Origin of the sequence: Haloplanus litoreus, from assembly GCF_045690335.1 — an archaeon.
Classification (GTDB): domain Archaea; phylum Halobacteriota; class Halobacteria; order Halobacteriales; family Haloferacaceae; genus Haloplanus; species Haloplanus litoreus.
This window is the reverse complement of sequence record NZ_CP147874.1, coordinates 1,395,049-1,409,044: the sequence shown is the minus strand read 5'-3', so window position 1 is coordinate 1,409,044 and position 13,996 is coordinate 1,395,049. Positions and strand designations below refer to the sequence as shown.

Annotated in this window: 15 protein-coding genes and 1 pseudogene; 7 read left to right on the top strand and 9 right to left on the bottom strand. The window is 65.4% G+C overall.

The window, feature by feature from the left end:
* Nucleotides 1–138: 138 nt before the first annotated feature.
* Together V8686_RS07535 and sufB are read right to left on the bottom strand one after the other, a co-directional pair.
* Nucleotides 139–399 (bottom strand): hypothetical protein, encoded by a 261-nt coding sequence (locus V8686_RS07535; RefSeq protein ID WP_407344620.1) that lies wholly within the window; start codon nucleotides 397–399, stop codon nucleotides 139–141.
* 286 nt (nucleotides 400–685) lie between these two features.
* Nucleotides 686–2,116 (bottom strand): Fe-S cluster assembly protein SufB, encoded by a 1,431-nt coding sequence (gene sufB / locus V8686_RS07530; RefSeq protein ID WP_379703356.1) that lies wholly within the window; start codon nucleotides 2,114–2,116, stop codon nucleotides 686–688.
* A 291-nt stretch (nucleotides 2,117–2,407) separates the two neighbouring features.
* On the opposite strand from sufB, the gene V8686_RS07525 reads away from it, so the two are divergent.
* The 5 genes and pseudogenes from V8686_RS07525 to V8686_RS07505 form a co-directional block, all read left to right on the top strand.
* Nucleotides 2,408–3,364: a transcription initiation factor IIB gene (locus V8686_RS07525; protein ID WP_379703354.1), complete on the top strand. Its 957-nt coding sequence runs from the start codon at nucleotides 2,408–2,410 to the stop codon at nucleotides 3,362–3,364.
* A gap of 235 nt (nucleotides 3,365–3,599) precedes the next feature.
* The gene (locus V8686_RS07520; protein WP_379703353.1) at nucleotides 3,600–4,304 is read left to right on the top strand and encodes a helix-turn-helix domain-containing protein; all 705 of its coding nucleotides are present in this window, start codon (nucleotides 3,600–3,602) and stop codon (nucleotides 4,302–4,304) included.
* 100 nt (nucleotides 4,305–4,404) lie between these two features.
* Nucleotides 4,405–5,241, top strand: a complete 837-nt coding sequence (locus V8686_RS07515) for an alpha/beta fold hydrolase (RefSeq protein ID WP_379703352.1) — start codon at nucleotides 4,405–4,407, stop codon at nucleotides 5,239–5,241.
* Between the two features lie 264 nt (nucleotides 5,242–5,505).
* On the top strand, nucleotides 5,506–5,871 hold the full coding sequence (locus V8686_RS07510) for a winged helix-turn-helix transcriptional regulator (protein WP_379703351.1): 366 nt from the start codon (nucleotides 5,506–5,508) through the stop codon (nucleotides 5,869–5,871).
* 344 nt (nucleotides 5,872–6,215) lie between these two features.
* Nucleotides 6,216–6,764: pseudogene (locus V8686_RS07505) on the top strand (dihydrolipoamide dehydrogenase); the annotation flags it as partial.
* Nucleotides 6,765–6,873: 109 nt separating this feature from the next.
* On the opposite strand, the gene V8686_RS07500 reads toward V8686_RS07505, so the two are convergent.
* Nucleotides 6,874–7,134, bottom strand: coding sequence for a helix-turn-helix domain-containing protein (locus V8686_RS07500; protein ID WP_379703350.1), 261 nt, complete (start codon nucleotides 7,132–7,134; stop codon nucleotides 6,874–6,876).
* 636 nt (nucleotides 7,135–7,770) lie between these two features.
* Entirely contained in the window at nucleotides 7,771–7,995 is a 225-nt protein-coding gene (locus V8686_RS07495) for a hypothetical protein (RefSeq protein WP_379703349.1), read from the bottom strand.
* 185 nt (nucleotides 7,996–8,180) lie between these two features.
* Here V8686_RS07495 and V8686_RS07490 point away from each other — a divergent pair, with 185 nt between their 5' ends.
* Entirely contained in the window at nucleotides 8,181–9,218 is a 1,038-nt protein-coding gene (locus tag V8686_RS07490; RefSeq protein WP_379703348.1) for an NADP-dependent oxidoreductase, read from the top strand.
* Nucleotides 9,219–9,242: 24 nt separating this feature from the next.
* On the opposite strand, the gene V8686_RS07485 is transcribed toward V8686_RS07490, so the two are convergent.
* The 4 genes from V8686_RS07485 to V8686_RS07470 form a co-directional block, all read right to left on the bottom strand.
* Complete coding sequence (locus V8686_RS07485) at nucleotides 9,243–9,572, bottom strand: outer membrane protein assembly factor BamB family protein (RefSeq protein WP_379703347.1); 330 nt, start codon at nucleotides 9,570–9,572, stop codon at nucleotides 9,243–9,245.
* Nucleotides 9,569–9,697 carry a hypothetical protein gene (locus tag V8686_RS07480; RefSeq protein WP_379703346.1) on the bottom strand — a complete coding sequence of 43 codons (129 nt, stop codon included), beginning with the start codon at nucleotides 9,695–9,697 and terminating at the stop codon, nucleotides 9,569–9,571. The genes V8686_RS07485 and V8686_RS07480 overlap by 4 nt, the downstream gene beginning before the upstream one ends.
* Before the next feature lie 118 nt (nucleotides 9,698–9,815).
* Nucleotides 9,816–10,607 (bottom strand): SDR family oxidoreductase, encoded by a 792-nt coding sequence (locus V8686_RS07475; RefSeq protein ID WP_379703345.1) that lies wholly within the window; start codon nucleotides 10,605–10,607, stop codon nucleotides 9,816–9,818.
* Between the two features lie 66 nt (nucleotides 10,608–10,673).
* Entirely contained in the window at nucleotides 10,674–11,891 is a 1,218-nt protein-coding gene (locus tag V8686_RS07470) for a mandelate racemase/muconate lactonizing enzyme family protein (RefSeq protein ID WP_379703344.1), read from the bottom strand.
* A 146-nt stretch (nucleotides 11,892–12,037) separates the two neighbouring features.
* Here V8686_RS07470 and V8686_RS07465 point away from each other — a divergent pair, with 146 nt between their 5' ends.
* The gene (locus V8686_RS07465) at nucleotides 12,038–13,330 is read left to right on the top strand and encodes a nickel pincer cofactor-dependent isomerase, group 22 (protein ID WP_379703343.1); all 1,293 of its coding nucleotides are present in this window, start codon (nucleotides 12,038–12,040) and stop codon (nucleotides 13,328–13,330) included.
* 130 nt (nucleotides 13,331–13,460) lie between these two features.
* On the opposite strand, the gene V8686_RS07460 is transcribed toward V8686_RS07465, so the two are convergent.
* The gene (locus V8686_RS07460) at nucleotides 13,461–13,928 is read right to left on the bottom strand and encodes an NUDIX hydrolase (protein WP_379703342.1); all 468 of its coding nucleotides are present in this window, start codon (nucleotides 13,926–13,928) and stop codon (nucleotides 13,461–13,463) included.
* Nucleotides 13,929–13,996: the final 68 nt, after the last annotated feature.

The window sequence follows — 13,996 nt, the reverse complement described above, 5'->3', positions numbered from 1 at the left end:
TCGATGGGACTGCAAGCCACCGTCCGGATCGCGTCACGAACGACACCAATCTCGTGGTATCCACTGTCTCGACGGAATTCCGGGGTCCCGAGCCGCTCTACCCCGGAGTCACGAGTCGGACGAAGCAGCCCGTATCGATCAGTTCGACGGGTCGACGACGGCGGTGTCGACGTCCGTAACGCCCAGGGTGGCTATTTGGTCGGTGATCGCCGACGGGAGCGCCTCTATCGTATCCCACATACGTGGATCGATCGAAACGCCGTCGATGTCGACAGCTACCAGTTTCCCACGGTGTCCGCGTGCAGCAACCTGAAACTCGAACGTTCGGTCTCGTTCGTCGACGGCGTGAATACGGATCTCCGATACCCCGTTCGCGCTCTCCCAGTGAACGTGGTTCACTACCGAAAGGACGCCAGCAGGCGGAACACACGAGGAGCCACACGCCTCGCACCGAGCGGGGTGTGGCGATCGGCCGACGTACTCGTACCCGGTCCCGCACCGATAACACTGTAGTGTCAGAATCATCGTCGACGAATGCGCCATCTGCGTTTCCAGTTGACCCACGCGGTCCCGGACCCCGTGCCCTTCGTGCTGATCGACGACGTCCCGAGTTTCTTCCAATAGTGGTGGATAGCCATTGCCACGTCCTCAGACAGTGTGGTCGGTGGTCAGTCGAGATCGCTCACTATCCGAGACTCCCCTCCATCTCGAGTTCGACGAGACGGTTGAGTTCGACCGCGTACTCGATCGGCAGTTCCTCCGTGATCGGCTCGATGAACCCCGACACGATCATCTGCTTGGCGTCGTCGTCGTCGAGACCGCGACTCTGGAGGTAGAACACGTCCTCGTCGCCAATCTTGCCGACGGTCGCCTCGTGGGCCACGTCCACCGTCGACTCGTTTATCTCCATGTACGGCATGGTGTCGGACGTCGACTCGTTGTCGAACATCAGCGCGTCACACTCGACCGACGTCGACGAGTTCGACGCCCCGTCCGCGATGTGAACCAGCCCCCGGTAGTTCGTCCGACCGCCGTCCTTGCTGATCGATTTCGACTCGATCGTCGACTTCGTGTTCGGCGCGTTGTGGTACACCTTCGCGCCCGTGTCGATGTTCTGGCCCTCGCCCGCGAAGGCGATGGTGATGTGGTTGTCGGAGGCGCCGCGACCTTTGAGCACCGTCGACGGGTACAGCATCGTCGCCTTCGATCCCATCGATCCCGAAATCCACTCCATGCGGCCGTCGCCCTCGACGAGCGCCCGCTTCGTGTTCAGGTTGTAGGTGTTTTTCGACCAGTTCTGCACCGTCGAGTACTGGACGTGAGCGCCGTCGCCGACGAACACTTCCACCCCGCCCGAGTGCAGGTTGAACGCCGAGTACTTCGGCGCCGAACAGCCCTCGATGTAGTGAACTTCCGAGCCCTCCTCGGCGATGATGAGCGTGTGCTCGAACTGGCCCATCCCCTCGGAGTTCATCCGGAAGTACGCCTGCACGGGCATCTCGACGACCGTATCCTCGGGCACGTAGACGAACGATCCCCCCGACCAGATCGCCCCGTGCAGCGCCGCGAACTTGTTGTCGCTCGGCGGCACGCATTTGGTCATGAAGTGCTCGCGAACGAGGTCCTCGTGTTCCCTGACGGCCTCGTCCATGTTACAGAAGACGACGCCTTTCTCCTCCCAGCGCTCCTGCATGTTCTGGTAGACGACTTCGGACTCGTACTGGGCGCCGACACCCGAGAGCGCGTTCTTCTCGGCCTCCGGGATGCCCAGCTTGTCGAAGGTGTCCTTGATGTCGTCGGGCAGGTCCGTCCAGTCGTCGACGCTCTCGCGGGTCTCGACGTCCGGACGGATGTACGGAATGATCTCGTTGACGTCGACTTCCGAGAGATCGGGCTGGCCCGGCCAGTCGGTCGGCATCGGCATCTCCTGGAACTGTTCGAGCGCCCGGAGCCGCCGCTTCAGCATCCACTCGGGTTCGCCCTTGTCCTCGGAGATGACACGAATCGTCTCCTCGGTCAGGCCCTTCTCCGCCTGGAAGGAGGAGCGCTCCTCCTTTTTGAACTCGAAGCGGGCTTCGGTATCCGTCTCTTTGAGGTGATCTTGATCCGAACTCATCGGTCGTGATTCGGGATATCAGAGGATAAAGCTAGGGCAGCAAAATCGGATTTTGTAACTATAATCAGTTTCGTGGCGCCTCGATAGGAATTGTTAGTGGTTGCAAAAATTTACTTTTCGTCAGCCGGTAGTGTCTCGCATGAGCCATCACGAACCAGCTACCCGCCCATGGTGTGACGGGGCACAGCGTCGTCGACCCATCGTAGAGCACGCCGGGAGACCGATCCGCCGGACTGGCGAGACGGAACTGAAAGGCGGCGGACAGTGTCGACTCGATGTGGGGGGGTCGGGATGACCGATCCCGCGACTCGCGAGGGAACGACACCGGCTGCGAGTCTGGAAAAAGAGCGGACGCAGGAACGGCCGGACTGTCCGGAGTGCGATGGAACGGTCCGCGCGGAGAGCGACGGAGCAGAGACGGTCTGTACAGCCTGCGGACTGGTCCTCGACGAACGACGGATCGACCACGGCCCGGAGTGGCGTGCGTTCGACGCCAACAAAAAAGCCAAGAAATCCCGTGTCGGTGCTCCGACGACGCGGTTGATACACGACAAAGGGCTCTCGACGAACATCGGTTGGCAGAACAAGGATGCGCACGGGAACACGGTTTCCTCGCGCAAACGGCAGCAGCTCCACCGACTGCGAACGTGGAACGAGCGCTTTCGCACGCGGGACTCGAAAGAGCGCAACCTCAAGCACGCCCTGGGCGAAATCGACCGCATGGCCTCCGCGGTCGGACTCCACGAGCCGACTCGCGAGTCTGCGAGCGTCATTTATCGCCGTGCGTTAGCTGACGACCTCTTACCCGGACGATCGATCGAGGGGGTCGCGACGGCGGCTCTCTACGCTGCCACTCGGCTCGATGGCGTCGCCCGAACGATCGACGAGATCGCGGCCGTGAGCCGCGTCGAAGCACTGGAAGTCAAACGCGCCTACAGGTACGTCGTAAGCGAACTGGGCCTACAAGTTCCCCCAACCGATCCGATCGAGTACGTCGGCCGCATCGCGTCGGATCTCGGTTGTAGCGACGGGACCGAACGACGTGCCCGTCGACTGATCGAAACGGCGACCGAACACGGGGTTCACAGTGGAAAGCACCCGGCCGGTATAGCTGCGAGTGCTATCTATGCGGCCGGGACACTGCGTGATGCGGAGATTACGCAGGACGAGGTGTCCGAGGCGGCGGATATTAGCAAAGTGACGATCCGAAACCGGTATCGTGAGATCCTCGAAGCGTCCGAAGAGTAAAACCGTCGGCCCGTCGCCCACTCCGAGATTCGGGTCGACACCACCCGGCGACCGTGACCGGACTTCCTGCAGCCACCCGTGAGCGGCGGGCCGACGCCGTTCGACGCCACACTGTGAGGGGCCGATAGTAGCTTCCAACCCGACGGATACGCCGAACGGATTTCGGCGGCGTGGGTGTTCGAGTCGCGTACACGAGGGACGAAGAGCTATTATTCGGGTTGCTGAACGGCGGCGTATGACCGTTCGGGAGCCCGTCCCACACACGACGACCGAAATAGAACTGGCGGTGCGAGACGGGGACTGCTTTTTCGTGCGTCTCTCGGCCGAAACGGGCTGTCTCCTCCGTCTGGAGGAGTTGATCCACCGGGCGGACGGGAGGCTCCTCCAGTACTTTACCGTCAGAGAGGTCGCTCCGGACGACGTCCTCCGGATGGCCAGGGACGAACGCGCAATCGGCGAGGCCCGACTCGTCGGCGAGGGCCCCGACGGGAACCTCTTTCAGTTCGTCGTCGCCGGACCGTGTGTCACGGCAACGCTGGCCGATACGGGGGCGATCACCCGCGACGTGTCGGCCGCCGGTGGCGTCGGCCGTGTCGTCGCTACCGTTCCCGCTCACGCGAGCGTTCGAGCCGTGGTCGAGACGTTCCAGACCCGCCACCCGGAGTCCGACCTCCTCGCGCGCCGGGAGCGCGACCGGTCAACACCCGTCCGAACGAAAGCGGGCGTCCACACGGTTCTCGCCGACCGACTCACCGAGAAGCAGTACGAGGCGCTCCGCACGGCGTATCTGAGCGGGTACTTCGCCTGGCCACGCGAAAGCACCGCCCAGGAGTGTGCCGACGCCCTGGGAATCGCTCAACCGACGTTCAGCCAGCACGTCCGAACGGCCCAGCACAAGGTGTTCACCGCGCTGTTCGATCCGACCGGCGACGACCCGTGAGTCGAACGGCGCTCGGGGTCGGACGCCGATAGCGATACCTATCGCTATAGGCAGCAAGCGTTTGCTGCCGGAATCGGAATCGTTCGGTAGGTGATTCAGGATGCCAAGCTACGCGGAGTGGACTGCCGCCCAGACGTCCGCGACTGTCTCGGTCGACGGACACGAACTCGACGTCGCCTACTACGACGAGGGATCTAGCGATCCCGTCGTGTTCCTCCACGGAATTCCGACGAACTCCTTCCTGTGGCGGGACGTGATTCCACCGATTGCCGCGGAGCGACGGGTCATCGTTCCGGACATGCTCGGCTACGGGAACTCGTCGATGTTCGACGGGTTCGATCGCTCGATCCGTGCACAGGAGGAGATGATAACGGGACTCCTGTCGGCGCTTGACGTTCGGAGTCCGTCACTGGTCGGTCACGACCTCGGTGGCGGCGTGTTACTCCGATACGCGGCCCACAATCCCGGCGCCGTCGACGAACTCGTCCTGTCGAACTCAATCGCGTACGACTCCTGGCCGATCCAGTTGATCACCGATCTTGGACTCCCGGAGACGGCGCGCGAAACCGACGTCGAGGAACTGCAGGCGATGCTCGACGACCTCTTTCGTGAGACGCTCTACGGGAACGAGCACAGTGAGACCTTCCTCGACGGGATGACCGCGCCGTGGAACTCCGAAGCGGGGGTCACGTCGCTCGTCCGGAACGCGGTTTCGACGAACACCAACCACACGACCGAGATCGATCCCCGGTCGATAACGGCTCGAACGCTACTCCTGTGGGGTGCGGCCGATCAGTTCCAGCCCATCGAGTGGGCAGAGCGGCTACAGGAAGACATCGGGACTGCCGACGTGATCGGCCTCGACGGGGCGAATCACTGGGTCATGGAAGACCGTCCGGACGCCTATCGCGACGAACTGGCCGACTTCCTGCTCTGACGCCCCGCGGAGTCTGCCACACCCACCACTCCGGAGGGCACCGACCCCGATCCGCGACGTGCTGACACCGAGACATCCCGTCGTGCCGTCCACGGAGTCCGTGCGAGGCACGCTGATGATATAAATAGGTTACTCGTGTCGGAAGGGCATCGCCACGGCCCCAGAACGATAAGGAGTGTCGCACCGGATTGTCCACCTGTGGCCGATCGCTCGTATCGGGAGGTCAGAGTTCCGGCTTCCGGGAGCGACCACGGGTAGACACTCATGAGTACACACTCCGAATCGGGGGATACGGAACCGACATCGGTCGTCACGCCGAGCCAGTCACAGGAGACCCTGCTCTCCATGGCCGACGTGCTCGGACGCAAGTGGCATCTGGTCATCCTCCATCGACTGACACAAGATGCGATGGGATTCAGCGAACTGAAGGGAGATATCGACCGGATATCGTCGAAAGTGTTGTCGGACAGTCTCGACCGACTCGAGACGGAGCACGGCCTCGTCGAGCGCCGCATCGTGAGCGAAAAACCGGTTCGGGTCGAGTACGCGATGACCGACCGTGGCCGTGACCTCGCACCCATCGTCGACCGGATCCACGAGTGGGGCGTCGAACACGCGGTGACGGAGTAATCGCGGTGAGGGACTGGTTACGTTGCGACCACACGGTAAGCGAGTGATCCACAGGTCACTACCTTACAAATGTGATACAGCTGGAATATAACGTAGGAGGGTGATGTGTTGTCGTGGCCCACGAACGCGGCGTCCCGGGCCACACGGAGAGACCAATGGATCGACGCAACACACTCAAGGCGATCGGAACGATCGGCGTCGCGGGCGCGCTCGGATTCGGCGCGAGCGGAACCGCGGGTGCGGATCGACCCGACGCCGCCGACGGCGGCGACAGTAACAACCCCGGTCGGATCGGGAACTACAACGGAGCCAAGACGCTCACCCCGCCGAACCTCGGCGCGACGGCGGTCGAAACCGACGAGAGCGGGTTCGTCGACACCGACGAGTACCTGCGGACGGCCGCCGAGGGCGTGTGGGCACTGGGCGACATCGTCGGCGAATACCTGCTGAAACACAACGCCAACCACGAGGCCCGCACCGTCGCGCGAAACATCTTCGGGAGCGATCTCGAAGCGGTCGATTACGGCGCGATGCCGTTCGCCGTCTTCGCCTCGCCCGAAGTCGCCGGCGTCGGGGCCAGCGAGAGCGACCTGCGAGCCGCCGACCGGGATTACGCGACCAACACCTACCGATACGAAGGGACTGCGCGCGGCGACGCGATGAAAGCCGAGGGGTTCGTGAAAGTACTCGTCGACCTCGACGGCGAGATACTCGGCTGTCACATCATCGGCCCCGACGCCTCCACGCTCGTACAGGAGGTGGTCGTGGCGATGACGGCCGGCTCCGGAACCGTTCAGGATATCCGCGAGAGCATTCACATCCATCCGGCCCTTCCCGAAGTCGTCCAGCGAGCGTTCTCGGGGCAGTTCACTCGTGGTGGACACGACCACTGAATTACCGTTGTCGGTGAGACTCGCCGTCCGATCGGACTCTCGGACGGGGTGGGGGACCGGGTCCCGGCCGCCGTCGACGACCGCCGGAAACGACCTCCGATCGTCCGACTCACGACTCGTCGGTCGGGATCGAGTAGATGCGCTGTCGCGCGTCGACGAACGAGATCCGGGAGGAAACCAGATCCGCGGCTTCGAGTTTTCGCAGTGCGTATCGAACGGTTCGATCGGGAAGTCGCGTCGATTCGGCGAGCTCCGCTTGCGTGAGACTGCCCTCGTATTCGAGCGTCTTGACGACCAGTTTCGCACTCGGAGGGAGTTCTCGTATCGACGATTCCCCCGGCGACGCGGGGACGGGAGCGTGACCAGCCATTGGGACCAGCGACGGCGGGCACCGTCTTAATCCCGTATCGGCCGTGCATCGCAGCCGCACGCTCGGATTCGACAGTCGTCGGTCGACAACGGAGACGCGAGGAGTAGCGACGGAGTGCGTCCGTTCCGGGCGACCTACGGAAACGTCTCCCACAGCCTGGTTCGGACCGTGCGGCTGGCTACGAGAGCCACACGCTCATCGAGCACCCCCGGATCGGGCGGCGAACGGCAGTATCTGAGGGCCGGCTACGACAGGGGCAGGACGGCGTCCGATTCGAATAGCCATACCGTCTTCCCGCAGAACGGTGAGCGTATTTAATCCAGTCCGCCCGCGACGACGACTCCCCTGAGCGCGAAAACTATATACTGTGTGCGGGGTTCGCCGGCCACGGCCACCCCCGGTTCGCCGCTCGGAACCGTCGCCGACCGTGCCGGGTAGCGGCCCGATCAGTTCGTTACTCGTCAGTTACCGTGACGTTATACGCGACAGGGTCCGACGAACGGGCTGGAATCGGTGAGCTTCCCCACGATCCTGGTCAACCGAAACCGATTCCCTTGCTCTCCCCCCTGTCGTTGGGTCGGGTGTGAGCCGCACACTGCCTGGAGCGGTCCGTCCGAATCGCTCCGGCGGAGCCGGTCATCCCGAGGAATCGTCGGCGTCCTCGGAGAAGAGCAAGTAGAGAAAGACGGCGAGAAGCGCCGCTCCGGAGACGAGCGAGAGGAACTCGACCGGGCCGGCGAAGACGTGAGCGAGCAGATACGAGGCCGTCGATCCGTGGTGGTGTGTCCCCGGGCCGGCGACGAGGAGTGGTCGGTGGCCGCTCAGGTGCCAGCCGAAGTAGCCGACGGTGTACACGAGCATGAGCAGCCTACCACCGACGTACAACGGTCGCTTCGCGGAACCGGAAAACAGCGCGACGAGACCGACGACGAAGCGCCCGACTCGACGGCCACGGCGTGACTCGGAAGGCAGGCGATTCCCGACTGCCGTCGCCGAGCGTGGTGGTGGGTCGGAAGACATCTACGTGCCGATGCCGACAGGGACGTATGCACGAGCCGAACCAAGAGTGGTACTTCGTCGAACGGCCGGAAGGAGAGCCGACGCTCGATTGCTTCGAACTCCGAGAGGGGGACGTGCCGACGCCACGGCGTGGCGAACTCCTCGTCCACGTCCGCTATCTCTCCGTCGATCCGTACATGCGTGGACGGATGCGGGACTCGGCGTCCTACGCCGAGCCGTGGGCGGTCGGCGACGTCCTCCAAGGCGGCGTCGTCGGCGAAGTCGTCGCGAGCGAGAGCCCGGCGTACGAGGCGGGTGACCTCGTCACGGGCCGGGCGACGTGGTCCGAATACGCCGTCCTCGACGCCGACGACGCGGCACCCGTCGATCCGGAAATCGCGGACCTTCCGGCGTATCTCGGCGTGCTCGGGATGCCGGGACGGACGGCGTACTTCGGGCTGCTCGACGTCGGCGAACCGCGTCCCGGTGAGACGGTCGTCGTCTCGGGAGCGGCCGGCGCCGTCGGCTCGACGGTCGGCCAGATTGCGAAATTGAACGGGTGCCGCGTCGTCGGGTTCGCCGGCACGGACGAGAAAACCTCGTGGCTCACCGACGACCTGGGGTTCGACGCGGCGATCAACTACCGCACGACCGACGCGTATCGGGCGGCGCTCGACGAGGTGGCACCGGACGGCGTCGACGTCTACTTCGACAACGTCGGGGGGCCGATCACGGACGCGGTGTTCACGAAGCTGAACGTGGACGCTCGCGTCGCCGTCTGCGGACAGATCGCCCACTACAACGACGAGGAAGTCCCGACTGGACCGCGCAAACTCCCGCTGCTCATCGCCCCGCGGGCGAGGGTGCAGGGACTTCTCGTCTCCGACTACGCGACTCGCTTCGGCGCCGCCCGCGAGCAACTCGAGACGTGGGTGGCGAGTGGCGAACTCGACCACCGCGAGACGGTCGTCGAGGGGATTGCAAAGGCCCCCGACGCGTTCCTCGGGCTCTTTTCCGGAGACAACGTCGGGAAGCAGGTCGTCGAAGTCGCTGGACCGTCCCGCGGGGAGGATCACTCGCCGTGAGGCCACACACCGAGGCGGAGGCCGTCAGATCCGGTCGATAGCGAACAGCCGTTCGTTGGTCGCCACGTAGAGGCGTCCGTCGCCCGCGACGACCGTTCCGGCGACGCTGTTGGTCTCGACCCGCCACTGGAGTTCGCCGTCGCGCGAGAACGCGTACACCCGGTCGTCGTTCGACCCGGCGGACACCCAGCCGTCGGTCACCGCCGGTTCGTAGACGGTGCTGTTCTCGTCCGTGAACGACCACCGTTCGGCGCCGACACCGGTGAGGACGACGCCGACGGACTGGAGGGTGGTTCGACGGGAGACCGAACCCGAAAGGGAGCGTCGTTCGGACGGCGTTCGTGGTGGCGTCATGCCCGGCCGTCGTCGGTGACGGGTCGAACTGACGCCGTTCCGTGGCCCGCCTCGACGTCCTCCTTTGCGACCATCGCGCTGTCCGCGCGGGCACCGGCGTCCCACTCGTCGTCGGAAAGTGCCATAGCCGTCGGTACCTACCGTCACCGGAGCAGTGTATCTCTCCGTCTCACCGGCAGCGAGTCGTAAACGGGCGGCGGACCGACCGCGGGATGACGGGGCCGGACGACGGGCGGCGTCCGCCTACAGGTTCGACGCGCCCTGACCGCCCTCGATGGGCAGGGCGACGCCGTTGATGTAGCTGGCGCGCGGCGAGGAGAGGAAGGCGACGGTGTCGCCGAGTTCGATGGGGTCGCCGATGCGTTCGAGCGGGTTGCCCTCGGCCCAGTCGGCCAGGCCCTCCTCGTAGCTGTCGTAGTCGCCGCGCTCGATGGCCTGTTCGATCAGGTCCTCGATACGGCTGGTCTCGTGCGGCCCGGGCAGGACGGAGTTGGCCCGGACGTCGGGCGCGAGTTCCCGCGAGAGCGTCTTCTCCAGACCGACGACGGACATCCGGACGGCGTTCGAGAGGACCAGCGAGTCGATGGCCTCCTTCACGGACCGTGAGGTGATGCAGGTGATGGTTCCGTTGTCGGACTCCGCGAGGTGCGGGGCGGCGGCGCGAACCGTGCGGACGACGCTCATGACGAGGAGGTCGTAGGCGTCGTACCAGTCCTCGTCCGTCGTCTCCAGGAACGGGCCGGAGGGCGGGCCACCGGCGGACGTGACCAGCGTGTCCAGCCCCCCGAACTCCTCGACCGTTCGCTCGACGAGGTGCTCGATGTCGTCTTTCTCGGTCAGGTCGCCCTGGACGCCGACGACGTCGCCGTCGCCGACGTCCTGCAGTTCGGAGACGGTGTCGGCCAGTCGGTCGGCGTCGCGGCCGTTGACGACGACGTTCGCCCCCTCCCGGGCGAGTGCCGTCGCGGACGCCTTGCCCAGGCCGCTGCTCGATGCGGTGACCAGTGCGCTCGTATCCTCGAGTTCGAGATCCATATCCGTCTCCATCGGCCGGGAACGTATAAATCCGCCCGGACGCGGTAAGCCGCGGGGCGTTCCCGCCTACGACCAGAGTTCGTCGCCTTTCGCGTGTTCGGCCGCCACGTCCTCGTCGAGTTCGATGCCGAGTCCCGGCGACTCCGGCACGGCGATCCGACCGTCCCGGATGAGCGGGTCCGACCGAACCAGCAGGTCGTCCCACCAGTCCACCTCCAGGGCGTGATACTCGAGATAGCCGAAGTTGGCGACGGCGGCGCCGAGGTGGACGCAGGCCATCGTCCCGACGGGACTGCAGACGTTGTGCGGCGAGAACGTGATGTAGTTCTCCTCGGCTCGGTTGGCGATGGCCCGTGACTCCGCGAGGCCGCCACAGGTCGTCGGGTCGGGCGTCACCACGTCGACGGCGAAGTCGTAGAGGAGGTCCGAGAACTCGTGGACGCGGAAGCGGTTCTCGCCCGTCGCGAGCGGCGTCGAGGTGGAGCGAGCCACCTCACGCTGGGCGTCGACGTTCTCCGGGGGCACGACGTCTTCGAGCCACATCAGCTCGTACGGCTCCAGCGCGCGGGCGAGGCGCTTCGCGCCGTCGAGGGAGTAGTCCCAGTGACAGTCGAAGGCGACTTCGGCGTCGTCGCCGACGGCCTCGTGGACGCGTTCGACGATGTCGCGTTTGGCCGCCACGTCCGCCGCCGAGAGTCGACCGTTGAACGGGTCCGGGTCGTTGTCCGACGGCGTGTCGAGGTCGAACTTGATGGCGTCGAAGCCCATCTCGACGGCTTGCTTCGCCGTCTCGGCGTAGGCCGTGGGCGTGTAGGACTCCGCCTCGCCGTACTCCGTGTAGCCGGTGTCGACGGCGTAGGCTTCCCCGGCGTGGAGGTCACAGTAGAGGCGCACCTCGTCGCGGTACTTCCCGCCGAGCAACTGGTAGGTGGGAACGCCGAGGAGTTTGCCGGCGAGGTCCCAGAGCGCGATTTCGATACCCGAGGCCGCCGTCACGACTTTCCCCGTCGTGCCGCCGTGCCCGGACGTCTCCTGGACCATCCGGCGGAAGAGCCGTTCCACGTCGAGGGGGTTCTCCCCGACGAGGAAGTCGGCCATGTAGTCCATGATGTCGGTGACTCTGCCGCCGCGGTAGGACTCGCCGAGGCCGGTGACGCCGGCGTCGGTGTGGATCCGGACGAAGTTCCAGTCGAAGTTCCCCTCGATGACGGCCGTCTCGATGTCGGTGATCTGTACGTCTCGGGCGTCGGCACGTCGCGTGCTCTGGTTGCTGTAATCGCGCATGGGTGGAGTCGCCTCGCCGGGCCGCGGTCGATGTCTGCGGCCCCCATGAACGGGCGTTCGGGGGGCGGTGTTAAATGTCTGTGTGAGCGGGGGCCACGCCACCGGCAGCGACAGGGTTTACACCGCGTTCGCACTAACTCTCCGCTATGCGATTTCCCGACGGCGACGTCCTCGACGACGCGCTCCCGTCCCCGTCGCTCCCGCGGTTCGCGGCGGTCAGCTACGACCCCGAGACGCCGGAACTCGACGACGTGGCGGGCCGAACCCGTGCCGAACTCGACCGACTCCCGCTCGCCGGCCTGCCCGACGGTGCCACCGTCGCCGTCGGACTCGGGAGCCGCGGCATCCACGACGTCGTGACCGTCGCCCGAACGGTCGTCGACGAACTCCGTGACCGGGGGTTCGACCCCGTCGTGGTGCCCGCGATGGGGAGCCACGGGGGGGCGACCGCCGACGGCCAACGCGAGACGCTGGCTGGCATTGGCCTCACCGAGGATGCCCTCGACTGTCGGATCGACGCCCGGATGGACACGACGACCCTCGGCGAGTCGTCGGTCGGCGCGCCGGTGCCCTTCTCGACGGCCGCGCTGGAGGCGGACGGGATTCTCGTGATCAACCGGGTGAAAGCACACACCAACTTCACGGGGCGCTTCGAGAGCGGGCTGACCAAGATGACGGCCATCGGCCTCGGGAAACGGGCCGGAGCGAAGGCCGCCCACGAGCACGCACTCGGGACCGGATACGTCCCGGTCATCGAGGCGGCCGTCGAGGTGATCCGCGAGGTGGCGCCGCTCCTGGGGGGCATCGCCATCGTCGAGAACTTCCACGACCGCACCGCGGCCGTCGAGGGTGTCCCCGCGGACGCCCTGCCCGACGCCGAGGAACCGCTGAAGGCGGCGGCCGACGAGTACATGCCGACCCTCCCTTTCGACGACCTCGACGTTCTCGTCGTCGACCGCATCGGTAAGGACGTTTCGGGCGCCGGGATGGACACCAACGTGATCGGGCGGTACCGGGTGCTGAACGCGGACGAACCCGAGACGCCCGACATCGACCGCATCGTCGTCCGGGGGCTCACCGAGGCCACCCACGGCAACGGCAACGGCCTCGGACTGGCCGACATCACGACCCAGCGCGTCGTCGACGAACTCGACCTCGACCAGGTCTACACCAACGCGCTCACCAGCAACTCGCTGAGCAAGGCCCGCATCCCCGTCGTGCTTCCGGACGACGAACGGGCCATCACGGCGGCTCTCTCGACTATCGGCACCTACGACCCCGAGACGGTCCGGATCGCGTGGCTCCGCGACACCGGCCACCTCTCCGAATTCCGCGTCTCCGAGGCGCTCGCCCGGGAGGCCCCCGACGCCGTCACCGTCGAGGGGTGGCTGTCGCTCGCCTTCGAGGAGGGCGATCCGGTGTTCGAACCGATCGAGTGAGCGGAGTATTGTAACTGTGTACCGGCAGTTCGCCGGACCGTCTCGGCGAACCACCGGTACTGACGTACGATAAACCGTATGGGACGGAGCGCTCGGCGTCGGCGGCGGGAACGACTTACAACAGTCCGGATCAGTCGGCGGCGACGCCGGGGGCAGTTCGGCCGCCGAGTAGCCGGGTCAGGGTGTGGAGGTAGTCGTCGAGGTCCAAGGCGAACGTCGTCTCGGTGGGGAGGTCGAGCCACGAGAACTCGAACTGGGACCCCCGCTCCTGCCCGGTCCCCGTCACCGTGTGGGTCCACGAATCCCGTGGTTCGTGGACGGGAACGTGGTAGAACCGCCGGACGTACCGCTTCGGCGGCGACTCCCGACGGGTCCAGACGTCGGTGGTGAGGTGGTTCAGCCCGCCGAACGCGGCCAACCCACTCTCCTCGATGGTTTCCCGAACCATCGCCTCACGCGGCCGCTCGTCGGGTTCGACGGTCCCCTTCGGGACCTGCAGTCTCTCGTGCCCCGGTCCCTCGAACACGAGCACCTCCGATTCGTTGCGGGTGATGTAGGCACAGACTTTCTCGACGTGTGTTACGTCACGTGATGACATACACCATCATCGACCGTCGACCCTCATAGAAGTACTCATACATCTACCTCTAGGAATACTAGGTGGAC